Source organism: Bradyrhizobium sp. BLXBL-01, from assembly GCF_051853025.1.
In the GTDB taxonomy this organism is placed as follows: Bacteria; Pseudomonadota; Alphaproteobacteria; order Rhizobiales; family Xanthobacteraceae; genus Bradyrhizobium.
Genome location: NZ_CP182471.1, coordinates 7,921,477 through 7,944,121 on the forward strand (window position 1 = coordinate 7,921,477; position 22,645 = coordinate 7,944,121).

Sequence of the window (22,645 nt, forward strand, 5' to 3'; positions counted from 1 at the left end):
GTCTGTGCCCGTTGAAACTGCTGCCGCGCACACCGCCCTCATCCTGAGGAGCCCGCGAAAGCGGGCGTCTCGAAGGATGGCCGCGGAGAAGAACTCCCATATGCGCTAGCCCCGTGTAGGCGGGAGAGGGCTGGGGGTATCAGCTCGCAACTTTTGCATTCTGCCGGGAAATCGCTATTTTCCGCGGCCCGGAGGCCCCTGATGTCCGTTATTGATCTAGCCGCAAACCCGAGCGAGTTGCGTGCGCTCGCCGAACAATCCAACGCCTGGCCGTTCGAGCAGGCGAAGGCCATCGTCGCGCGGCTGAAGAAAAGCCCGAAGGACGAGGTGCTGTTCGAGACCGGCTACGGTCCGTCCGGACTGCCGCATATCGGCACGTTCGGCGAGGTGGCGCGCACCTCGATGGTGCGCCACGCCTTCCGCGTGCTCACCGAGGACAAGATCAAGACGCGCCTCTTGGCGTTCTCCGACGACATGGACGGCTTCCGCAAGGTGCCCGACAACGTTCCGAACAAGGAGATGCTGGCGGAGCATCTCGGCAAGCCGCTGACGCGGGTGCCCGATCCGTTCTCCAACGAATACCCGTCGTTCGGCCACCACAACAATGCGCGGCTGCGCGCCTTCCTCGATCATTTCGGCTTCGACTACGAGTTCGCGAGCTCGACCGACTATTACACGTCCGGCCGCTTCGACGCGACGCTGCTGAAGATGCTGGCCGCCTACGACAAGATCATGGCGATCATCCTGCCGACGCTGGGACCGGACCGCCGCGCGACCTATTCGCCGTTCCTGCCCATCAGCAAGACCACCGGCGTCGTGCTGCAGGTGCCGATGATCCGCCGCGACGTCGCGGCCGGCACGGTGACCTATGTCGATCCCGACACCAACCAGGAAGTCGAGACGCCCGTCACCGGCGGCAACGTCAAGTGTCAGTGGAAGGCCGACTGGGCAATGCGCTGGGTCGCGCTCGGCGTCGACTACGAGATGGCCGGCAAGGACCTGATCGATTCCGTGAAGCTGTCCGGCGCGATCGCAAGAGCGCTCGGCAGCACGCCGCCCGAAGGCTTCAACTACGAGCTCTTCCTCGACGAGAAGGGCCAGAAGATCTCGAAGTCGAAGGGCAACGGCCTCACCATCGACGAATGGCTGCGCTACGCCTCGCCGGAATCGCTGTCGCTGTTCATGTATCGCGAGCCGAAGGCGGCCAAGCGGCTGTATTTCGACGTCATCCCGCGCAATGTCGACGACTACCAGCAATTCCTCGACGGCTTTCCGAAGCAGGACGGCAAGCAGCAGCTCGGCAATCCGGTCTGGCACATCCACAACGGCAGGCCGCCGCAGGGCGACATGCCCGTCACCTTCCAGCTGCTCCTGACGCTGGTGTCGTCGTCGAACGCGGAGAACGCCGAGACGCTGTGGGGCTTCATCGGCCGTTACAGGCCCGGCGTCAGCCCGCAGACGCATCCGAAGCTGGATGCGATGGTCGGCTACGCCATCAACTACTACCGTGACTTCGTCGCGCCGACGAAGCAGTTCCGCGTGCCTGACGACAGCGAGCGCGCGGCGCTGCAGGACCTGCGCGATGCGCTCTCGCAGCTTGCCCAGGACGCCTCGGCCGAGGACATCCAGAACGTCGTCTACGAGATCGGCCGCCGCGAGCCGTTCCTCGACCAGGTCAAGAAGGGCAAGGACGGCCGCCCCGGCGTGACGCTGGACTGGTTCAACATGCTCTACCAGGTGCTGCTCGGCCAGGAGAAGGGCCCGCGCTTCGGCTCCTTCGTCGCGGTCTACGGCGTGCAGAACGCGGTGAACATGATCGACGGCGCGCTGGCGAGGAGCGCGTGATCCCACTCCACTGTCATCGCCCGGCTTGACCGGGCGATCCAGTACGCCGCGCCAGATGCGATGAATCGAGAAGCCGCGGCGTACTGGATTCCCCGCCTTCGCGGGGAATGACATTGAACTACGTAGCGAAGCCGCGGTGTGACGCACTCAAATCGATCGCAGCACGTAGCGGCGGTTGTCCTTCTGCACCGGGCGCGCATTCATCGGGTAGAGCTTTGCGAACGCGGCGACATCGCTCGCCGCCACCTGGATCGGGGTGGTCAGCAACAGCCACTCGACCACTTCCGAGCAGGGCGGCGTCGTCAGCGAGCCGGGATAGCGGTAATAGCTGAGCTTCGGCGGCAGCATGGCCAGCGGATCGATGCTCGCATCGGCCTTCACCGCGGGCCCTTCCGCCGCCGGCATGGTCTTGATGATCTTGGCGAAGGATGCGTTCGGCCTGCCCTCGGTCATGAGCACGCCGACGACGGCGAGCCCGCCGGCGTCGTTGCGATGGACGAAATGCGCCTCCATCGGAAAATTCTTGCCGCCGATCATGTGCTCGCTGGGCCGGTGGAAGTGCACCTGGAGCAGCTTGTACTTGACGTCGCCGAGCATCAGCGTGCTGCCTTCGGCGAAGTTGAGCTGGATGGTGTGCCCGTTGTTGACGATGGTGTCGGCGCTCTTGCCCCAGCTCAGCTTCAGAACCGGCAATTGCGACTTGATCGTCGCCTCGATGTCGATCGGCGATTGCTGCAGGCCGGCCGCGCAGGCTTTGTTGGCCGCCTCGAGATCGCCCCATTTGGCCGGGCCGCCGGCGCCCTCATAGCTCCAATGCGCGCCTTCGGCGGCGAAGCCCGGCTTGCACAACGGACAAAGTGCGAGACCCGCCAGGGCCTTCAATGCGTGGCGGCGATTCATCGTATTCCCCTCGAGATGAACTTGGTCGGCAACAGGTGCGCAACCTATGCGAGAGGCGTGGTGAGTCGCAATGGCGGTCGCAACGCGAACTGTGTCATGGTCCGGTCACGCGATCACTGGCTGGCCCACAGGATCCGCGCGATCCACGCCACGTCGCCCGCCGCCATCGTCCATTCGGCCTGCGTCGCATCGAGCGGCTCAAGCTCCAGCGCCTTGGCCGTGCGGCGCTTCAGCGTCGCGACCGTCATCTCGCCCGCCTTGCTCCGCACCACCACGCGATCGCCTTTGCGGATCGGCGCGCCGGGCGAGACCAGGACGATGTCGCCGTCGCGATAAACAGGCGCAAGCGCATCGCCGGAAATCTCCAGCGCAAAGGCGTGGCTGTCCTCGGTGGCTGGCAGCGCGATGTCGGTCCAGCCCTTGCCGGATGGAAGACCGGCCTCGTCGAAAGCGCCGCTCGTGCCCGCCTGTGCGAAACCGAGCAGCGGCACCGAGCGGCCATCGCTCGCGCCGTCGTCGTCGATCAATTTGGCAAAGCTGTCGATCGAGGCGTCAGCCGCGGCCAGCGCTTTTGCGATCGATTCGGTCGAAGGCCAGCGCTCGCGTCCGTCGGCGGTGACGCGCTTGGACCTGTTGAAGGTTGTGGGGTCGAGCCCGGCACGCCTGGCGAGGCCGGACGGCGACAGCCCGGCGCGCGCCGCCAACCGGTCCAGTGCGGCCCAGATCTGGTCGTGAGTCAGCATCCTCTGCGCTTTGGCCTGTCTGACCATGGAAGGTCCAGCCCGTCGCAACTCAGGAAAACTGTCCTCAAATCAACAGGTTTTCCGTTTTTCGCGCAAGAGGCGAGGGAGAACGGCGTTCGTAACGGAGCGGGTACCCGTTCGCGTCAGGAAAACGCGCAAAACGGGAATCTGGAGCCCCCGTTCCGATTTCATCGGCGCGGAAAAGGCTCTAAGCCTTGAGTTCGGAAGGGGTGGCCTTTACGGTCGCGCCCGGGTTTCGAGGACCCGCAAAAGACGAAAAAACCCAAAAGACTCAAAGAACAAACAAGGCTGCGGTAGCGGTGGTCAAGATCTACAAAATCTGTCCGGCCTCGGCCTGGCGCGAGGCGGAACGGCAGGGTGTCTACCGGGGCAGCGCAGACGACGCGCGCGACGGGTTCATCCATTTCTCGACCGCGGCCCAGGTTCCCGAGACCCTGCGCAAGCACTATTTCGGGCAGCGCGCGCTGTTCCTGGTCGAGGTCGACGGCGATGCGCTGGGGAGCGAATTGCGCTGGGAACGCTCGCGCAATGACGAGCTCTTCCCCCATCTCTATGGCGAGCTCGATTTCGGCGCGGTGATCGCGGTGATGAACCTCAACACGCGCTCCGACGGCGGTCACGATGTTCCGGAGCTGTTGCCGTGATCCGCGCGTTCGACGCCTTTTCGCTGCCGGTGCTGCGCTGGCTCGATCCCGAGGACGCCCATCGTCTCGCGATCCAGGGCCTGCGCTTCCTGCCACCGATCAAGCCGCGGGCCGATGATCCCAAGCTCGCGGTGCGCGCCTTCGGGCTGAACTTTCCGAATCCGATCGGCATGGCCGCGGGCTTCGACAAGAGCGCCGAAGTGCCGGATGCGCTGCTGCGGCTCGGCTTCGGCTTCGTCGAGATCGGCTCGGTGACGCCGAAGCCGCAAGCCGGCAATCCACGGCCGCGGCTGTTCCGGCTCGAGCGCGACGAAGCAATCATCAACCGCATGGGCTTCAACAATGACGGCGCCGAAGTCGCGCTGCGCCGGCTTGCCGCGCGCGCGCAGCACGGCGGCATCGTCGGCGTCAATGTCGGCGCCAACAAGGATTCGCCGGACCGCGTCGGCGACTACGTCAAGCTGATCGAGACCTTCGCGCCGGTGGCGAGCTATTTCACCGTCAACGTCTCCTCGCCGAACACGCCGGGCCTGCGCAACCTGCAGGAAGGCGCGCTGCTCGACGACCTCCTCGCGCGCGTGATCGACGCCCGCGAGCGTGTCAGGCAGAAGGCCGGCGACACGCCGGTGCTGCTCAAGATCGCGCCGGATTTGAGCCTTGCCCAGCTCGACGACGTCGTGCAGGTCGCGCGCTCGCGCCGGGTCGACGGCATGATCGTGTCGAACACGACGATCGCGCGGCCGAGCACGTTGCGCGAGGAGATGCGGGCAAAGGAGCAAGGCGGCCTGTCCGGCCGGCCGCTGTTCCGTCTGTCGACGCGCATGGTCGCGGAAACCTATGTGCGCGTCGAGGGCGCGTTCCCGCTGATCGGCGTCGGCGGCGTGGATTCGGGCGGCGCCGCGCTGACCAAGATCCGCGCCGGGGCCAGCCTGATCCAGCTCTATTCGTCGCTGGTCTACAAGGGTCTCGGCCTCGTCGACGAGATCAAGCGCGACCTGACCTCGACGCTGCTGCGAACCGGGCGGGATTCGCTGGCCGAGATCGTCGGCGCCGATGCGGCGACGCTGACGGCGGAAGACTGGCCGGGGATGTAGGTCTCGTGCCTCGGACGCCATAAGCGCGTTTACGCGCGTCTTCGACGCGCTATGGCAGCGCGCCGGCTTCGGCGTGGTGCGCTGCAGAGCCGGGGCCCATGTGGCCGCATGCTGGGTCCCGGCTCGCGCTTCGCACGTCCGGACGCGAGAGCTACGGCTTCGCGAACGTCGCCCGATACAGGGACGGATACCTTGCCCCCTGCAAGCCGCCGCGCGCGACGTAGAACGCGATCAGCGCGCTCCACAGGCCGGCATTGCCGAACGATTGCAGCGCCAGCCAGACGGCGAAGAAGATCGCGAGCGACAACAGCATCAGATTGCGCATCTCCCGCGCCCAGGTCGCGCCGACATAGATGCCGTCGAAGCCGAAGGCGAACACGCCGGGGATCGGCGCGAGCACGATGAAGGGCAGAAACTCGCGCGCGGCGCGGCGGACGTCCTCGCTCGCCGTCATGACATTGATGATATCGGGGCCGAAGCCTGCGAACAGCACGGCGACGACGATGGCGAAGCCGAGCCCCCAGCGCAGCACCAGCCTGGTCGAATCCGCAAATCCCTTGGCGTCGCGCGCGCCAAAGCTGCGGCCGCAGAGCTGCTGCGCCGCATTCGCGAGGCCGTCGAGGAAGAAAGCGCTGACCAGGAGGAAATTGTTGAGCACGGAGTTCGCGGCCAGCGTGACGTCGCCGGCTCGCGCGCCCTTGGCGGTGAAGAACAGGAACACGGCGATCAGCGCCGCGGTGCGGATCAGAATGTCGGTGTTCACCGCCAGGAGCCGCATCAGCTTTTCGCGATCGAACAGCGATGCGCGCGGCACGGCAAAACCGCCGAGTGCATAGCGCCTGCACACGATCACGCCGAGCATGAAGCCGATCGCCTCGGACGCCAGCGCGGCGATCGCCGCGCCGGCGATGCCGGTGTCGTAGACCAGCACCAATAGGATCGTCGCCACCATGTTGACAAGGTTGATGACGACCTGGAGCGCAAGGGCCGGATTGGCGCGGGCCTGCCCCACCAGCCAGCCGAGGATGACGTAATTGGCGAAGGCGAAGGGCGAGGACCAGATCCTGATCATGAAATAGGTCTTTGCCGCGCGCGTCACGCCCTCGCTGCCGCCCATCAGGTCGAACAGCGCGCCAGCCAACGGCAATTGCAGTGCGATCAGCGCCGCGCCGATCAGGCCGGCGACGATGAAGCCGCGCACCAGGATCACGGTCTGCTCGCGCGTCTCGCCCGCGCCGAGCGCCTGCGCGGTGAAAGCCAGCGTGCTCATGCGCAGGAAGCCGAACAGCCAGAACAGGCAGTCGAAGATGACGGAGGCCATCGCGACACCGCCGAGCAGCGCGGCATCGTCGAGCCGGCCGATCGCGGTGGTCGAGACCACGCCGATCAGCGGCGTCGTGAGGTTCGCGACCATCGCGGGACCTGCGATGGCGAAGACCTGCCGGCTACCGACGCGGTGATGAACGGGTGCGTGCATCTTTCAGAACACGAGCACCATGCCGTCTTCGGCGGCGAGGTGCTCGACGTCACCCAGGCGCGACAGCATGTCGTCGCTCATATGGGTGAGGACGAGCCGCTTGGCGCCGATGTCGGGCAGATGCTGTTCCAAGGTCTTCAGGCTGAGATGATTCTTGACCACCTTCTCGTACATATAGGCTTCAGCGATGAAAAGGTCCGCGCCATGCGCCAGCGGAATGAGCGTCTCCGTCCATTCGGTATCGGCGCTGTAGGCGAGCGTGCGGCCCTCGGCCGCGACGCGATAGGCGAGGAACGGCCCGCCGGATTCGCCGTGCACGACCGGATAAGGCGTCACATTCACCGTGCCGAAGTTTCGGCTTTGCCCCGGTGCGAGCTCGACCACGTTCAGCTCGAAGCGCTGCAGGGTCTTCGAGGAATGCTCGAACAGCGCTTCCATCACCTCACGCAGCCGCCGCTCGATGCCTTGCGGGCCGGCGATCGTCAGCGGCCGCATCCGCCGCGAGAATTGCGCGTCGAGCAGAAAGAACGGCAGGCCGGCAAAATGGTCGCCGTGGAAATGCGTGATCAGGATCAGGTCGATGTCGTGGCGATCGATCTCGAGCCGCTTCAGCGCCGGCAGCGCCGACGCGCCGCAGTCGATCAGGAAGTTCGCTTCGCGCCCGGAGACATGGAAGCAGGTGTTGAGCCTGCCGCCGGAGCCGAAGGCGTCACCGCAGCCGACGAAACGCAGTTGCATCGGCTGCGCACTCCCTCGATCACATCCTTACCGGCCGCGCGGCGCGCCGAACACGCGCGACAGCAGCCAGATCGGGATCACGATGACCGCGCCGAGCAGGAAATAGCGCCACAGCCAGTTCACCGCATCGAAGCCGAGATCCCACAGACGCTGGAACAAGAGGCGAATGCTGTGGATGATGTTCCAGGGGTCGAAGCCGATCGTCGCCAGCACGACGCCGACCAGGATCGAGAGCAGCACCAGGCGGAACGCGACGGTCAGCGGCGAGCCGCCGAGAAAGCGGTGCAGGCCGTCGCTGCGGCCGGCCGGCAAATCTCTGACGTCTTGGACCATCGCAAACTCCTGAAGCGGATTCGACCCCATTATAGGGCACGGCGGGGGACATGGGGAACCCGCAAGGGGGCGTCAATCGGGTTACGGGAGTTTAATTCGGGCAGAGCCAGAACTTCGATTGTGGCACGCTGCAAGCCGCGGGCTCCCTAGCCTCTCCCGCTTGCGGGAGAGGCCGCGCCGTAGGCGCGGGTGAGGGTTCTCTCCTCTGGGGGAGTGTCCCATTGCGGAGACAGCCCTCTCCCCAGCCCTCTCCCGCAAGCGGGAGAGGGAGCGCACCGCATTTGCGGCGCGATCGATGCATCACACCTCAATCTCCGCCGGCTCGGCCTTCAGCATCTTCTCCAGCGTCTCCAGCCGGTCGGCCTCCCGGGGCGGCTTGTCCCAGCGCAGGCGGCTGATGCGGGGGAAACGCATGGCGACGCCGGATTTGTGCCGGGGCGAGCGCTGCAAACCCTCGAAAGCGACCTCCAGCACCAGCCCCTTGTCGCCCTCGTGCACGACATGGCGGACGGGGCCGAATTTTTCCGTGGTGTTGCGACGAACGAAGCGGTCGATCTGCAGGAGCTCCTCGTCGGTGAAGCCGAAATAGGCTTTGCCGACCGGCACCAGCTCCTCACCATTCTCGGTCTCGGTCCAGACACCAAAGGTGTAGTCGGAATAATAGGACGAGCGCTTGCCGTGGCCGCGCTGCGCATACATCAGGACGGCGTCGATGATGTGCGGGTCGCGCTTCCACTTCCACCACTGGCCCTTCGGCCGCCCCGGCAGATAAGGCGCATCGCACCGCTTCAGCATCACGCCCTCGACGGCGTCCGCGTCCTCGCCGGCGCCGGCGCTGGCGGGATCGGCGCGCGCGGCGGTGAGTGCCTCCCAGCTGTCGAAGGGCACGGTAGGCGAGAGATCGATGCGGGGATCGTCGAGTTTCGCGATGAATCTCTCCAGCCGCTCGCGCCGCTCGGCAAAAGGCAGCTCGCGCAGATCGTTCTCGTCGTCGCCGAGCAGATCGTAGGCGCGCAGATGAATCGGAAACTCCTTGATCAGCTTCGGCGAGACCACCTTGCGGTTGAGCCGCTGCTGCAGAACGTTGAAGCTCTGCACGCGGCCTTCGCGCAGGATCAAGAGCTCGCCGTCGATCGCGCCCGGCAGGCGCAGCGACGGCACGAGATCCGGGAAGCTGCCCGTGATGTCCTCGCCGGTGCGCGAATAGAGCCGCGCGGTGATATGGCCGCGCTCGTCGCGCCCGGCGACCGCCTGCACGCGGATGCCGTCCCATTTCCATTCGGCGATGTAGTCGGCGGGATCGAGCGCGGCGAAATCGCCGTCTTCGATCGCATGCGCCAGCATCACCGGGCGGAACGGCGCGGGATCGCGGTTGACGGGCTTGTCGCCGCGGCCCTCCAGCCAGGCGAACAGGTCGAGATAGGGCGGGACGAGGCCCGGCCAGATCAGCTCGACCTCGTGCGGATCCTTGTCGCCGAGCGCAGCGGCGGCGGTCTTGGCGAGCCGCGCCGAGATGCCGATGCGAAGCGCGCCGGTGACGAGCTTGAGCAGCGCCCAGCGGCCGGTCTCGTCGAGCTCGTCGAGCCAACGTTCGAGCTGCTTCGGCAGCTCGGTCTTGCCGAGCGTGCGCAGCGTGGTGACGACTTCGGTGAGGCTCGGCGGGGGTGGGTTGTTGTGGGCGGCGAGCGCGGCCTTCGGCCACATCAGCGCCACCGTCTCCGAGAGATCGCCGACATAGTCGTAGCTCAGCCCGAACAGCACCTCATCCGTGCGTGCCGCGATGAGATCGCGGATCAGCGCGGGCTTGGCGTGCTTGAAGCTGAGTGCGCCGGTCAGCGCCGCCAGCGCATAGCCGCGGTCGGGGTCGCCGACTTCGCGAAAATAGCCGGTGAGCAGCCGCAGCTTGTTGTTGCGGCCGGGCTCATAGGCGAGGCGGTCGAGCAGCTCGGCGAAGCGGTTCATGCTTCGGCCTCGCCTTGAATGGGAGTCTCGCTCTCCTCCTCGTCGCCATAGCCGACGAGATCGAGCGGCTGCGCCTTCAGGCCCTTGCTCCGGCACCAATGCACCAGCGCATCTTCCTGACCGTGGGTGACCCAGATCTCGCCGGCGCCGGTCGCTGCGATGGTCGCGGTGAGGCCGTCCCAGTCGGCGTGGTCGGAGATCACCAGCGGCAGCTCGACGCCGCGCTGCCGCGCCCGGGCGCGCACCCGCATCCAGCCCGAGGCGAAGGCGGTGACCGGATCGGGAAAGCGGCGCGTCCAGAGATCTGATGTGGCCGATGGCGGCGCCAAGGTGATGGTGCCGGCGAGCGCGGCCTTCTTCATGCCCTTCGCGGGCCTGAGCTCGCCGAGATCGATGCCGCGGCTTTGGTAGTAATGCGTGATTGTTTCCATCGCGCCATGCAGGTAGATCGGCGCGTCGTAGCCGGCCTGGCGCAGCAGCTTGATCACGCGCTGCGCCTTGCCGAGCGAATAGGCCCCGACGAGATGCGCGCGCTCCGGAAACAACGCGACGGAAGCCAGCAGCTTCTTGACCTCGTCGCTGGCATCGCCATGCCGGAAGACCGGCAGCCCGAACGTCGCCTCGGTGATGAAGACGTCGCACGACACCAGCTCGAACGGCGTGCAGGTCGGGTCGGGCGCGTCCTTGTAGTCGCCGGAGGCGACGATGCAGGTATCCTTGCACGAGACGGCGATCTGTGCGGAGCCCAGCACGTGGCCGGCGGGGTGGAATTTGACCTTGACGTCGCCGAGCCGGATCTCCTCGCCATAGCGGATGGCTTGCGTCGAGCCGGCAAAGTTTTCGCCGTAACGCAGCCGCATCATGTCCAGCGTTTCCTGCGTCGCCAGCACGGCGCCATGGCCGGCACGGGCATGGTCGGAATGGCCGTGGGTGATCACGGCCCGCTCCACGGGGCGGACAGGGTCGATATGGAAGCCGCCGGGCTTGCAGCACAGGCCGGCAGCATTTGGCAGCAGGATGTCTTGCGGGCGCATGCCTGTTATATAAGTCGAGCCATCACATCTTCGAGTCAATTACCCGTTTCGTTTCCTGGTTCCTCAATGCCGCTCCGCCTGTTCCTGACCTCCGGCGATCTCATGGCCGACCGCCGCTTCGAGTTCGCGCGCGACCTCCAGCTCAAGGGCGACCTGCCCGCCGCCGCCGACCTTCTGGAGCAGGCGATCGAGCTCGCACCTGATTTCACCTCGGCCTGGTTCACGCTCGGCGAGATCCGTCAGCAGCTCGGCGAGCGCGACAAGGCCATCGCGGCGTTTCGTGAAGCGCGGCGATGCGACCCCGAGGACCAGCACGGCGCCGGCCTGCACCTGATGCGGCTCGGGGATACCGCGATGGCGGAGATGCCCAAGGCCTATGTGCAGGCCTTGTTCGATCAATACGCGCCGCGGTTCGAGCACGCGCTGATCAACGATCTCGGCTATCGCGCCCCCACGCTGATCTTCAAGGCGGTGCTGGCCGCGCGCGTCGCCGCCAAGAAGCCGGCCTACTTCAAGCACGCCATCGACCTCGGCTGCGGCACCGGCCTTGCGGCAGCCGCGTTCGCCAAGCAGGTCGACCATTTCACCGGCATTGATCTGTCGCCCGGCATGATCAAGGAGGCGCGGGCGACGAACCTCTATGCCGCGCTCGAAGTCGCCGACATGCTCGAGGGCCTGCGCGGCAAGCTGGATGCCAGCGCGAACCTCATCGTGGCCGCGGATGCGTTCGTCTATCTCTCCGATCTCGCCCCTGTTCTCACCGAGGCAAAGCGCGTGCTCGTCTCAGGCGGCGTGCTTGCCTTCACGCTGGAGACGCACGACGGCAGCGGCATCGTGCTCGGCGACGGCCTGCGTTATGCCCATTCCGCGGAATATGTGCGCGGCGCCATCGCCAAGGCGGGGTTGAAGCTGCTGACCCTGGAGCCAGCCTCGCCGCGCAACGAGAACAACGAGCCCGTGCGCGGCCTCGTCGTCGTCGCCGAGAAAACTTGAGTCTAGGCGCTAACGCCTGACGATTTGAGCGTCATTGCGTCGCAAAGCTGCGACTTCCCACTTGCGAGCCGAGCTGCGATGTCAGCACAATGCGCGCATCAGGGAGAAAACAACAATGACCAAGAATCCATCGCGGCGCGATTTCAGCGCCGGCGCACTCGCCACCATCGCCGCATCCACCTTGCCTGCGCCCTACGTCTGGGCTGCGGAGAAGAAATACGATGCGGGCGCCAGCGACACCGAGATCAAGATCGGTCAGACCGTGCCGCATTCCGGCCCCGGCTCGCTCTACGGCGTGCTCGGCCGCATCGGCGAAGCCTATTTCCAGATGCTGAACGAGAAGGGCGGCATCAACGGACGCAAGGTCAAATTCCTCACCATGGACGACGCCTACAGCGCGCCGAAATGCGTCGAGGCGACGCGGCGCCTGGTCGAGCAGGAGGAAGTGCTCGCGCTGTACGGCTCGCTCGGCACCGCGCCGCAGACCGCCGTGCACAAATACCTGAACTCCAAGGGCGTGCCGCAGCTGCTGCTCAACACCGGCGCGTCGAAGTGGAATAATCCGAAAGAGTTCAAATGGACGATGGCGGGCCTGCCGCTCTATCCGACCGAAGCGCGCATCCTGGCGCGGCACGTCGTCAGCGTGAAGCCGAACGCCAAGATCGGCATCCTCTACCAGAACGACGATTTCGGCCGCGACTTCCTTGCACCCTTCAAGAAAGTGCTGGCGGATGCCGGCGGCACTGCGCAGGTGATCATGGAGCAGACCTATGATTTGACCGAGCCGACCGTCGATTCCCAGCTCGTCAATCTCTCGAAGTCGGGGGCCGACGTCTTCTACAACATCTCGACCGGCAAGGCCTCGTCGCAGTCGATCCGGAAAGTGGCCGAGCTCGGCTGGAAGCCGCTGCAGCTGCTTTCCGCCGGCTCCACCGGCCGCTCGATCCTCAATGCCGCGGGCCTCGAGAACGCCACCGGAATCGTCGCGATCCGCTACAACAAGGAGGTCGGCCTGCCCAAATGGGAGAAGGACCCGGACGTCATGGCGTTCGAGGAGCTGCGCAAGAAGTACACGCCGGCGATCGATCCCGACAACACCATCGCCTTCGCCGGTTACGGCCAGGCCGCGACCATGGGCGAGATCCTGCGCCGCTGCGGCGACGAGCTCACCCGCGCCAACGTGCTGAAGCAGGCATCGAACCTCAATGGCTTCCACTCGCCGTATTTCCTCGACGGCGTCACCTACAGCTACACGCCCGAGGACTACACGCCGATGAAGACGCTGTTCATCTCCACCTTCACCGGGAAGGACTGGGACATCTCCGACAAGCCGATGTCGGAGTAAGGCTCTGCGATTGCGGCCATCCTTCGAGACGCCCGCTTTAGGCGGGCTCCTCAGGATGAGGAGCGGAGTGCGCGGCGGGTGCTTCAAAGGACACGGACGCCGCTTAGCCTCATCCTGAGGAGGCGCGTCAGCGCCGTCTCGAAGGACGAGGCGCGCGCTCAGGCGCTAACGCGCGACGCCAGCCGATACGCCTGCGCTGCATTCACGCCGAACGCCTTGTCCCGCACGCGCGGGCCGAGCTTCGCCAGGCAGGCCTCCAGCGCGGTCTTGATCTCGCCATAGCTTCCCGCAAGCAGGCACACGGGCCAGTCCGATCCGAAGATCAACCGGTCCTCGCCAAAACATCTTGCGGCGTGTGCAACGAACGGAAACAGCCGTTCCGCATCCCAGTCATTCCAGACCGCTTCCGTCGCCAATCCCGAGATCTTGCACCAGACGTTGCCGCAGGCAGCCAGCGCTGCGATGCGGTCGGCCCATTCCGCGCTCCCGCCGGCCGCAATCGGCGGCTTGGCGGCGTGATCGAGCACGAAACGCGCGTGCGGAAAGGCCTGCGCGGTTGCGATCGCGGCAGGCAGCTCGCGGCTGCGGACGAGGAAATCGTAAGCGAGATCGTGGGCGAACACCGCGGTAAGTCCGCGCTGGACGTCGTCGCGCAGCAGCCAATCCGCATCAAGCTCGTCGTGGACCTGGTGACGGATCCCGACCAGCTTTGCTCCACCAGGCAAAGCGCGCAGCCGGTCGAGCGTTTCGTCGAGCGCAGCATCGGTCAGGTCGGCCCAGCCGACCACGCCTACGACAGAGGGCGTCGCGTCCGCGATACGCAGGAACTCCTCGGTCTCCTCCAGCGCGGAGCGGCATTGCACCACGATGCTGGCGTCGATGCCGTTCGCCTTCAGCAGCGGCGCGAGATCGGCCGGGCCGAAGGCACGGCGGATCGGCGCCAGCTCGGGCGCTTCCATCCAGGGATAGTCGGCGCGCGCCGGATCCCAGAAATGCTGATGGGAATCGACGATCATGCCCTACGCTCCGCCGGGAAGTGGCGCGCGCACATCCATGAGCTTTCGCGCCCGCAAGTCCTGCCAGAACGCCAACGGGACCGCCGCTTCCGACATGGCGATGTTGTCAGCGACCTCGGCGGCATTGCGCGCACCCATCACGGCGACCGTCACCGCCGGATGGGCCATGCAGAATTGCAGCGCGGCGGCCTTCAGCTCGGTGCCGTGCCTGCGGCAGAGCTCGTCGAGCTCCAGCGCACGTGCCACGAGCGCCGCATCAGCATCCTGATAGTTGAATTTCGCGCTCGTCCGCGGATTGGCCAGGATGCCGCTGTTGTAGATGCCGCCAAGCAGGATGCCGATGCCCCTCGCCTGGCAGAGCGGAAACAACGCATCCAGCGCGCCCTGGTCGAGCAGCGTGTAGCGGCCGGCGAGCAGGAAGCAGTCGACCGGCACGGCCTCGGCGAAGCGAGCCAGCATCTCCGACTGGTTCATGCCGGCGCCGATCGCCTTGACCGTGCCGTCCTCGCGCAGGTGCTGGAGCGCGCGGAAGGCGCCGGTGACGGCATCGTCATAGTGGTCGTCGGGATCGTGGACGAGCAGGACGTCGACGCGGTCGAGGCCGAGGCGCTGCAGGCTCTCCTCGACCGACCGCATCACGCCGTCATAGCTGAAATCGAACACCGGCCGCTCGCGCGGCGTGCCCTTGTAGTGCTCGTCCTCGGGGGCAGCACCGTCCGGTGCGCGCAGCAGGCGGCCGACCTTGGTCGAGATGACGTAGGAATCGCGCTGCTGCTGCCGCAGGAAGGCCCCCAACCGCCGCTCCGCGAGGCCGAAACCGTAGAGCGGGGCGGTATCGAAGAATCGAACGCCGAGCGACCAGGCGCGTTCAAGCGTCGCTTGCGCATCGGCATCGCTGACGGGCGAGAACAATCCGCCGAGCGGGGCGGAACCGAGGCCGATCGAGGTGACATCGAGAGCGCCGAGCCGCGACCTTTTCATTCCATCGCCTTCCAGCAGTCGTCTTCCATTCCAAATCATCTCTCCCGCTTGCGGAAATCGCAAGCGGGAGAGGCATGCAGGAGCGCGGGGCTGGCAGCGCTCCTACTTCAACATCTGCGCGACGTTGTCCTTGGTGACGAGATCGAGGCCGGTGTAGACGATCTCCGGCACCTTCTCGCCCTTCTTGATGGCGAGCAGCGTGTCCATCGCCTTCTCGCCCATCTCGAACGGACGCTGGCCGACCAGCGCATTGGCGTAGCCGTCACGCAGCAGCTCGAGCTGCATCTTCAGCGTATCGGCAACGACCAGCGTGAACTTGCCGGAATCGATGTCCTTCTTGTTCCGGCTGGCGAAGGCCTTGAAGCCTTCGGGCGCAAACATCGGCCAGCCGCCGATCGGAACGATGGCGGCGAGGTCCGGCGTTGCGGTGCGCATGTCCGTCATCTGCTGGACCGCGAGCGCTGGATCGTCGTTGCAGAACGTCGGCGAGCCCGCGACCTCGGTCCACTTCGAGCCCTTCAGCGCCTCGCGCACGCCGTCGACGCGCTCGGCGAGGTTCTTGGCGCCGGGGCCGCCGGAAACCATCGCGTATTTGCCGCCGTCCGGCCGCATTTTCAGGAGCTCCTTGCCGAGCGCGACACCGAACTCCTTGTTGTTGGTGCCGATATAGGCGATGCGCTTGGAGCCCGGCGCGTCCGCATCGAAGGTGATGACGGGAATGCCGGCAGCAGTCGCCGCCTCGATCGACTTGGTCATGGCCGCAACGTCCGCGACGGAGATGGCAAGACCATCGACCTTCTGCGTGATGAAGTCCTGGATGATCTGGGCCTGGGTCGCAGGTTCATGCTCGACCGGTCCCTTGTAGATGCACTCGATGTTGCCGAGCTCCTTGGCGCGCTTCAGGCAGCCATCGCGCGAAAAGTCGAAGAACGGATTGTTCATCGCCTTCGGCACGATGACGAAGCGGTAATTCGCAGCAAATGCCGGCGTCGCCATCATCGCGACCGCGATACCGGCAAGAAGCAGTTTCCTCATGGTCTCCTCCACTCTTGTTGGTGCCTATCCCCTCGAAAGCCCCCGGGAAGCGGATAGGCGGCGTTTTCCTTGCCTTCCCGAGATGTCGTCATTTCAGGTCATCCGCGAGCGAATGCGGTCGACCAGCACAGCCAGAATGATGATCACGCCGACCAGCGTCTGCTGCCAGTACGAGCTGACCTGGGCCAGCACGAGCCCGTTGCGGATCACCTCCAGCAGCACGCAGCCGACGATGGCCCCGAGCGGGCCGCCGATGCCGCCGGCGAGATTGGCGCCGCCGATCACGGCCGCCGCGATCACGTTGAGCTCGTAGGAGGTCGCCATGTTGGCCGGCGCCGATCCGAGCCAGCCGGAGATGATGATGCCCTGCAGGCCCGCGGCGAGCGCGCAGATCACGTAGACCTCGATCTTCACCCGCACCACCGGAATGCCGGTGAGCTCGGCCGCCTTCTCATTGCCGCCGAGCGCGAAGACGTGGCGGCCGAACGAGGTGTGGTGCAGCACCACGGCCATGGTGAGCGCCAGGATCACGAGATAGATGAACGGCGCGGGCACGCCGAGCACGTCACCGGACGTGAGCGCATAGAAATAATCGGCGTCCGGCCCGCCCGGGAAACTGCCGCGCCCATTGGAGACGACATAGCCGAGCCCGCGCACGATCGAGAGCATGCCGAGCGTGGTGACGAAGGGCGACAGGCCGAGCACGGCGATGCAGAAGCCGTTGACGATGCCCGCAATCAGTGCGACGCCGAGACCGGCGAGGATCGAGATGAGCAGGATCAGGCCGGGCACATTGGCGAGCACGGTCTTGCCGTCAGCTGCCATGTGCACCAGCGGCGAGCCGGGCGCCGACAGCTCGGTCATCACCATCGAGGTGATCATGGCGGAAAAGCACATCATCGATCCCACCGACAGGTCGATGCCGCCGGTGATGATCACGAAGGTGACGCCGAGCGTCGCAATGGCGATGAAAGAAAAGTTCTTCGCCACGTTCTGCATGTTGCCCTGGGTGAAGAAGTAGGGGCTGGCGAAATGCATGATCACCAGCAGCACCGCCAGCGCGAGCAGAACGTAGCCGGTCTGCGAGGCGAAGATGCCGCGCTGCCACCATCTGATCTTGCCGACATTGGTGAAGCTGATCGGGGATTCCATGGGCATGGCCATCACGCCGCCTCCTTCGCACCGGTGATGAGAGCGGTGACCTCCTCGGGGGAGGTCTGGTGAATCGACTTGTCGGCGCGCTTCTCGCCGCGCCGCATGACGACGACGCGGTCGCATACGGCGAACACGTCGGGCATGCGGTGCGAGATCAGCATCACGGCGACGCCCTGCTCCTTCAGCCGGTGGATCAGGCCGAGCACCTGCTCGACCTGGCGCACCGAGATCGCGGCGGTCGGCTCGTCCATCATCACCAGCCGCGCATTGGAAAGCCGGGTCCGCGCGATCGCGACCGCCTGGCGCTGGCCGCCCGACATCTGCCTAACGAGATCGTCGGGGCGCGTCTCCGAGCGCAGCTCGCCGAACAGCTCCAGCGCGCGCGATGCCATCGCCTTGTGGTCGAGCAAGGCAATGGGTCCGAACCTGCGCTTCAGCTCGCGGCCGAGAAAAACGTTGGCGGCGGCGCTCAGATTGTCGGCGAGCGCGAGATCCTGGTAGACGACCTCGATGCCGACCGCGCGGGCATCGACCGGACGGTTGAAATGCACCGCGCTGCCGGCAAAGCGCATCTCGCCATGGGTGGGGCGGAAATTGCCGGCGATGATCTTCACCAGCGTCGACTTGCCGGCGCCGTTGTCGCCCATCAGGCCGACCACCTCGCCAGGCCAGACCTGCATGTCGACGTCGTGCAGCGCGCGGATCGCGCCGAACTCCTTGCCGATGCCGGTGAGCTCGAGCACCGGTGTCGCGTCAGCCTTCGTCATCAGCGGCGTTTCCTCAGACATAGCGGTTCACCAGGGATTCCAGATATTCCTGCCGGCCGGAGCGCGGCTGCGGATCGAAGCCGGGGCTCATCGCACGGTCGGCGAGATCGGCGAGCGAGCGCTGGCCGGCGAGAATGGCGCGGCCCTCGGGCCCGGCCCAGCCCTCGTAGCGTTGTGCGAGCGGCGCGCTGAGCGCGCCGGCGTCGAGCATGTCGGCAGCGGCGAGGAAGGCGCGCGCGCAGGCATCCATCGAGCCGACATGGGCATGGATGAGATCATCGGGGTCGATCGACTGGCGGCGGATCTTGGCATCGAAATTGAGCCCGCCCGTGGTGAAGCCGCCGCGGTTCAGGATCTCGTGGAACACCAGCGCCAGCTCCGGCACGTTCATCGCGAACTGGTCGGTGTCCCAGCCGAGCAGATCATCGCCGCGGTTGATGTCGAGCGAGCCGAACACGCCGAGCGCCTCGGCCAGCGCGACCTCGTGATGGAAGGAGTGACCGGCGAGGATGGCGTGGTTCTGCTCGATGTTGAGCTTGACGTCCTTGAGCAGGTCGTAGCGCTCCAGGAAGCCGTAGCAGGTGGCGACGTCGAAATCATATTGGTGCTTGGTCGGCTCCTTGGGCTTCGGTTCGATCAGGAGCGGGCCCTTGAAGCCTATTTTGTGCTTGTGCTCGACGACGAGCGAGACGAACCGGCCGAGCTGGTCGAGCTCGCGCTTGAGATCGGTGTTGAGTAGCGTCTCGTAGCCCTCGCGTCCGCCCCACAGCACGTAGTTCTGGCCGCCGAGCCGGTGCGTCACCTCCAGCGCGGCGCGGACCTGGCCGGCGGCATAGGTGAATATCTCGGGGTCCGGATTGGTCGCCGCGCCCGCCATGTAGCGGCGGTGCGTGAACAGGTTCGCAGTGCCCCAGAGCAGGCGAACCTTGCTCGTTGCCATCTTCTGCTCGAACAGATCGGCGATGGCGTTGAGGTTGGCGACGGACTCGGCGAGCGAAGCCCCTTCCGGCGCCGCATCGACGTCGTGGAAGGTGAAGAAGGGAACATCCAGCAGGCGGAACAGCTCGAAGGCGACATCGGCCTTGGCGCGCGCCATCGCCATCGCGTCGGTGCCGTGGTGCCAAGGCCGCAGGAAGGTCTCGCCGCCGAAGGGATCGCCGCCGGGCCAGCAGAACGAATGCCAATAGCAGACCGCAAAGCGCAAGTGATCCTCGAGCCGGCGGCCATGCACGAGGCGGTCCTTGTCGTACCAGCGGAAGGCGGGCGCGCCTTCGGCCTCCTTGCCGGCGAAGGCGACGGGTGCACTTGCATCGAAGAATTTGGCTGGCGCGTTCACTTAAGAAGACTCCTTCAATGCGGGATAAAGCGCGCGCCATCGCCGATAGGCCTCGTCATAGGCCGCAGCGACGGACGGGCGGGGTGTGAAGCTCGCGAGCCGCCGCGGACGCGTGCAGACGTCCGCGGGGTTCTCGCCTGTCGCGGCAAGCCGGCCGAGCCGCGCAGCGCCGAGTGCGGCGCCGACCTCGCCTTCCTCGACGCGATGGACGGGCAGGCCGAGCACGTCGGCGCAGATCTGCGCCCACAGCGGCGAGCGCGAGCCGCCGCCGACGAGATCGACCTCGGCGATCGGCCCGCTGGCTGCGCTCAGCGCCGCCAGATTGTCGCGCGCGGCAAAGGCGACGCCTTCGAGCACGGCCTGCACGATCTCTGAGCGCCCGGTCGCGCCGCGCAGGCCGACGAAGGCGCCGCTGGCGGCGGCATCGTTGTGCGGCGTGCGCTCGCCGTCGAGATAAGGCAGGAACTGGACCGTGCCTGGTGCATCGACGCGCTCGCCGAGCGGCGCCAGGAGCGCTGCGGCCGGCGTCTCCATCACGCCGGCAAGCCAGGCAAGCGAAGCCGCGGCCGACAGCATCACGCCCATCTGGTGCCAGAGGCCGGGCAGCGCGTGGCAGAAGGCATGCACGGCCGAAGCCGGCGCCGGGGCGAAGCGATCTGTGACGCGGAACAGCACGCCCGACGTTCCCAGCGACAGGAAGGCATCGCCAGGTGCGATGGCGCCGAGCCCGATCGCGCTGGCCGCATTGTCGCCGGCGCCGCCCGCGACCACGACATTTTTCGCCATGCCCCAGCGCTGCGCGTATTCAGGCGCGAGCACCGCACTCACCGCACTGCCCTCGACGAGACGCGGCATGTGGTGCAGATCGAGCCCGGTGGCGTGCAGCAGCAGCGCGGACCAGCGGCGCAGGCCAACGTCGAGCCACAGCGTGCCGGCCGCGTCCGACATGTCCTCGACCATCTCGCCGGTGAGGCGATAGCGGACATAGGCCTTCGGCAGCAGCACCTTTGCCACGCGGTCGAAGATCTTCGGCTCGTGCCTTGCCACCCAGAGCAGCTTCGGCGCGGTGAAGCCGGGCATCGCGAGATTGCCGGCGATGGCGTGCAACGAGGGACAGCGCCGCTCCAGCGCTGCGCATTCGGCCTGCGAGCGGCCGTCGTTCCAGAGGATGGCCGGACGCAGCGGGCGGCCGTCCTCGCCAAGCAGCGTCGCGCCATGCATCTGACCCGACAACCCGATGCCGCGGACCTGCGCGACCTCGCGCGGATGGCGCGCGGCGAGATCGTCGACGGCACCGACGGCCGCATCGACCCAGGCGTCGGGATCCTGCTCGGACCACAGCGGCGCAGGGTGCGACAGCGCAAGCTCGCGCGCCGCCGTCGCGGTCACCGCGCCGGCTTCGCTCACGAGCACCGCTTTCACACCGGACGTGCCGATGTCGATCCCGAGATACAAATCGTCCTCCCCTTCGCCTGCCGCGGGAGAGCGATCTTGCGTCGCTTTTCCCCGCTGGCCGCCTGTTGCCAAATCCACCTGCCGCTAGGGCAGATTGTCCCGCATCACGATGTCGATCCGGATCTTCTCCTGTTCGCTCAAGATCGGCTCGCCGCGGGCGAGCGCGAGCAGCACGCGGACGGCCGCGCGCGCTTCATGTCCGGGGTTCTGCGAGATCGCGGCATCCATCACGCCCTGCAGCAGCAACCGGCGCGTCAGCGCCGTGACGTCGTGCCCGACGAACACCACCTGCTTGTCGCGCCCGGCCGCGCCAGAGGCCTTCTCGTTCTGCGCCTTGTCGTTCAGCGCTTTGGCGACGCCCTGCGTGCCGGCGCCGACGTTGTAGAGGCCGACGATGTCGGCGTGCTTGCCGAGCAGCCGCGCCAGCAGCTGCTCCGAACGGTCGTCCTCGTCGCGCCCTTCCAGCACCGGCAGCACGCTGAGATCGGGGAATTCGCTCGCCATCACCTGGTTGAAGCCGAAGATGCGCTCGGCATGGTCGCGCAGGCCCTGCGAGCCCGCGACGATCGCGACCTTGCCGGACCTCTGGCCGACCAGCCGCCCGACCAGCGCGCCGGCGGTGCGGCCCGCAGCGATGTTGTCGATGCCGACATAATGGTGGCGGCGCGAGGACGGCACGTCCGAGACCAGCGTCACGACCTTGGCGCCGGCATCGACGAGATCGTTGATGGCGGCGCGGACGCTCGGATGGTCCAGCGCCACCACGGCAATGCCGTCGTAATCGCCCGACAGGGCTTCGAGCGAAGCTGCGAGCGCAGCGGGCTCGAACACGTCGGCTGCGATCATCTCGACATTGAGCCGGCGGGCCGACAGCCAGGCCGCCATCTCGCCGAGATAGGCCTCGATCTGCTGCATGAACGGGTTCGGCCCCGACGGCATCACGAAGGCGAAGCGGCGGGCGCGGCCGCGCGCGAGCTCGGCGGCGGCCACATGCGGCTGGAACGAATTGCGCGCGATGGCGTCCTTGACCCGCCGGACCGTGTCCGGGCGGACCCCCGGCCTGTTGTGCAGGACGCGGTCGACCGTGGCGAGGCTGACACCGGCCTCGCGGGCGATGTCCTTCAGCGTCAGCGCAGTCGGGGTGAGGGTCTCGGCCATGGCTGAAGGCTAGCAGAGGTGTTTTGAGGTACGCAACTCATTTGATGAGGGGATCGGTCTTTTTGCGTCCCGGTCCAGGAACGACGTCCCGCCCCCGAGCGCGTGCTCGACAAGATTCCTCGTGAGCTATCGGCGGCCTGGCTCCGACAGATCGAGTGTCAGGAACAGGCTGTTGGGATCCTCGACATAACCCTGGAAGGGGCTGCAGGCGACGAAACCGTGCGCCAGGTAGAGCGCATGCGCCGGCTTGAAATAGTCCCACGAGCCGGTCTCGAGGCTGAGCCGCGTCATGCCGCGTGCACGGGCCTCGGCAATGATGTGGCGCAGCATCTGGCCGCCATAGCCGCGCCGCCGCGTGGTCTGCAGCGTGTGCATCGACTTGACCTCGCCATGGCCGGCCGAGAGCGTCTTCAGCGCGCCGGTGGCGACCAGCGTCTCGCCGTCCCAGCCGGTCCAGAACGCAACCTCGGGTGCACGCAGGCCCGCAAGATCAAGCGCATGGTCGCTGCCCCGCGCCGTCTGCGCCCGCGCTGTGGTGACGTGATGATCGAGCAGCGCGACGACGCGCGGATCATAGGTGTCGCCGGTGCGGATCTGCATCGTTCTCGTCTCC

Annotated in this window: 21 protein-coding genes; 5 read left to right on the top strand and 16 right to left on the bottom strand. The window is 66.5% G+C overall.

The features are described 5' to 3' along the window. Positions 1-201 precede the first annotated feature (201 nt). A complete protein-coding gene (locus ACNJYA_RS36675; RefSeq protein WP_439401685.1) occupies positions 202-1,845 on the top strand; it encodes a lysine--tRNA ligase in 1,644 nt (547 codons plus the stop codon). 147 nt (positions 1,846-1,992) lie between these two features. Here the strand turns inward: ACNJYA_RS36675 and ACNJYA_RS36680 are convergent, their stop codons facing one another. Both ACNJYA_RS36680 and ACNJYA_RS36685 read right to left on the bottom strand, forming a co-directional pair. Next, on the bottom strand, positions 1,993-2,745 hold the full coding sequence (locus ACNJYA_RS36680) for a carbonic anhydrase (protein WP_172786084.1): 753 nt from the start codon (positions 2,743-2,745) through the stop codon (positions 1,993-1,995). A gap of 113 nt (positions 2,746-2,858) precedes the next feature. After that, positions 2,859-3,515, bottom strand: coding sequence for a S24 family peptidase (locus ACNJYA_RS36685; protein WP_439401686.1), 657 nt, complete (start codon positions 3,513-3,515; stop codon positions 2,859-2,861). A gap of 293 nt (positions 3,516-3,808) precedes the next feature. On the opposite strand from ACNJYA_RS36685, the gene ACNJYA_RS36690 reads away from it, so the two are divergent. Both ACNJYA_RS36690 and ACNJYA_RS36695 read left to right on the top strand, forming a co-directional pair. Continuing rightward, complete coding sequence (locus ACNJYA_RS36690) at positions 3,809-4,153, top strand: DUF952 domain-containing protein (protein ID WP_172786228.1); 345 nt, start codon at positions 3,809-3,811, stop codon at positions 4,151-4,153. After that, positions 4,150-5,247 (top strand): quinone-dependent dihydroorotate dehydrogenase, encoded by a 1,098-nt coding sequence (locus ACNJYA_RS36695; RefSeq protein ID WP_439401687.1) that lies wholly within the window; start codon positions 4,150-4,152, stop codon positions 5,245-5,247. The genes ACNJYA_RS36690 and ACNJYA_RS36695 overlap by 4 nt, the downstream gene beginning before the upstream one ends. Positions 5,248-5,398: 151 nt before the next feature. Here the strand turns inward: ACNJYA_RS36695 and ACNJYA_RS36700 are convergent, their stop codons facing one another. From ACNJYA_RS36700 to ACNJYA_RS36720, 5 genes are all read right to left on the bottom strand, one after another. Continuing rightward, positions 5,399-6,724 (bottom strand): MATE family efflux transporter, encoded by a 1,326-nt coding sequence (locus ACNJYA_RS36700; RefSeq protein ID WP_439401688.1) that lies wholly within the window; start codon positions 6,722-6,724, stop codon positions 5,399-5,401. Between the two features lie 3 nt (positions 6,725-6,727). Next, entirely contained in the window at positions 6,728-7,462 is a 735-nt protein-coding gene (locus ACNJYA_RS36705; RefSeq protein WP_212256107.1) for an MBL fold metallo-hydrolase, read from the bottom strand. Between the two features lie 27 nt (positions 7,463-7,489). Beyond that, the gene (locus ACNJYA_RS36710; RefSeq protein WP_172786089.1) at positions 7,490-7,795 is read right to left on the bottom strand and encodes a DUF6460 domain-containing protein; all 306 of its coding nucleotides are present in this window, start codon (positions 7,793-7,795) and stop codon (positions 7,490-7,492) included. Positions 7,796-8,095: 300 nt separating this feature from the next. After that, on the bottom strand, positions 8,096-9,757 hold the full coding sequence (locus ACNJYA_RS36715) for an ATP-dependent DNA ligase (RefSeq protein WP_212256105.1): 1,662 nt from the start codon (positions 9,755-9,757) through the stop codon (positions 8,096-8,098). After that, entirely contained in the window at positions 9,754-10,791 is a 1,038-nt protein-coding gene (locus ACNJYA_RS36720; protein WP_439401689.1) for a ligase-associated DNA damage response exonuclease, read from the bottom strand. Before ACNJYA_RS36720 ends, ACNJYA_RS36715 begins: the two co-directional genes overlap by 4 nt. Positions 10,792-10,857: 66 nt before the next feature. On the opposite strand from ACNJYA_RS36720, the gene ACNJYA_RS36725 reads away from it, so the two are divergent. Further along, positions 10,858-11,784, top strand: a complete 927-nt coding sequence (locus tag ACNJYA_RS36725) for a methyltransferase domain-containing protein (RefSeq protein ID WP_439401690.1) — start codon at positions 10,858-10,860, stop codon at positions 11,782-11,784. Between the two features lie 115 nt (positions 11,785-11,899). Further along, positions 11,900-13,129 (top strand): ABC transporter substrate-binding protein, encoded by a 1,230-nt coding sequence (locus tag ACNJYA_RS36730; RefSeq protein WP_172786093.1) that lies wholly within the window; start codon positions 11,900-11,902, stop codon positions 13,127-13,129. A 158-nt stretch (positions 13,130-13,287) separates the two neighbouring features. Here the strand turns inward: ACNJYA_RS36730 and ACNJYA_RS36735 are convergent, their stop codons facing one another. The 9 genes from ACNJYA_RS36735 to ACNJYA_RS36775 all read right to left on the bottom strand — a co-directional run bounded on the left by ACNJYA_RS36735 (position 13,288) and on the right by ACNJYA_RS36775 (position 22,632). Beyond that, positions 13,288-14,145, bottom strand: a complete 858-nt coding sequence (locus ACNJYA_RS36735) for an amidohydrolase family protein (RefSeq protein WP_439401691.1) — start codon at positions 14,143-14,145, stop codon at positions 13,288-13,290. Positions 14,146-14,148: 3 nt separating this feature from the next. Continuing rightward, positions 14,149-15,126, bottom strand: a complete 978-nt coding sequence (locus ACNJYA_RS36740) for an aldo/keto reductase (protein WP_439401692.1) — start codon at positions 15,124-15,126, stop codon at positions 14,149-14,151. A 102-nt stretch (positions 15,127-15,228) separates the two neighbouring features. Further along, positions 15,229-16,161 (bottom strand): sugar-binding protein, encoded by a 933-nt coding sequence (locus tag ACNJYA_RS36745; protein WP_172786096.1) that lies wholly within the window; start codon positions 16,159-16,161, stop codon positions 15,229-15,231. A 93-nt stretch (positions 16,162-16,254) separates the two neighbouring features. Beyond that, a complete protein-coding gene (locus tag ACNJYA_RS36750; RefSeq protein ID WP_439401693.1) occupies positions 16,255-17,325 on the bottom strand; it encodes an ABC transporter permease in 1,071 nt (356 codons plus the stop codon). Then, positions 17,325-18,083 carry an ATP-binding cassette domain-containing protein gene (locus ACNJYA_RS36755; protein WP_172786098.1) on the bottom strand — a complete coding sequence of 253 codons (759 nt, stop codon included), beginning with the start codon at positions 18,081-18,083 and terminating at the stop codon, positions 17,325-17,327. Before ACNJYA_RS36755 ends, ACNJYA_RS36750 begins: the two co-directional genes overlap by 1 nt. Before the next feature lie 13 nt (positions 18,084-18,096). Next, complete coding sequence (xylA, locus tag ACNJYA_RS36760; protein WP_172786099.1) at positions 18,097-19,419, bottom strand: xylose isomerase; 1,323 nt, start codon at positions 19,417-19,419, stop codon at positions 18,097-18,099. Next, a complete protein-coding gene (gene xylB / locus ACNJYA_RS36765; RefSeq protein WP_439401694.1) occupies positions 19,420-20,874 on the bottom strand; it encodes a xylulokinase in 1,455 nt (484 codons plus the stop codon). It lies immediately after the preceding gene. Positions 20,875-20,958: 84 nt separating this feature from the next. Next, positions 20,959-22,032 carry a LacI family DNA-binding transcriptional regulator gene (locus tag ACNJYA_RS36770; RefSeq protein ID WP_439401695.1) on the bottom strand — a complete coding sequence of 358 codons (1,074 nt, stop codon included), beginning with the start codon at positions 22,030-22,032 and terminating at the stop codon, positions 20,959-20,961. Between the two features lie 126 nt (positions 22,033-22,158). Further along, positions 22,159-22,632, bottom strand: coding sequence for a GNAT family N-acetyltransferase (locus tag ACNJYA_RS36775; protein ID WP_439401696.1), 474 nt, complete (start codon positions 22,630-22,632; stop codon positions 22,159-22,161). Positions 22,633-22,645 lie beyond the last annotated feature (13 nt).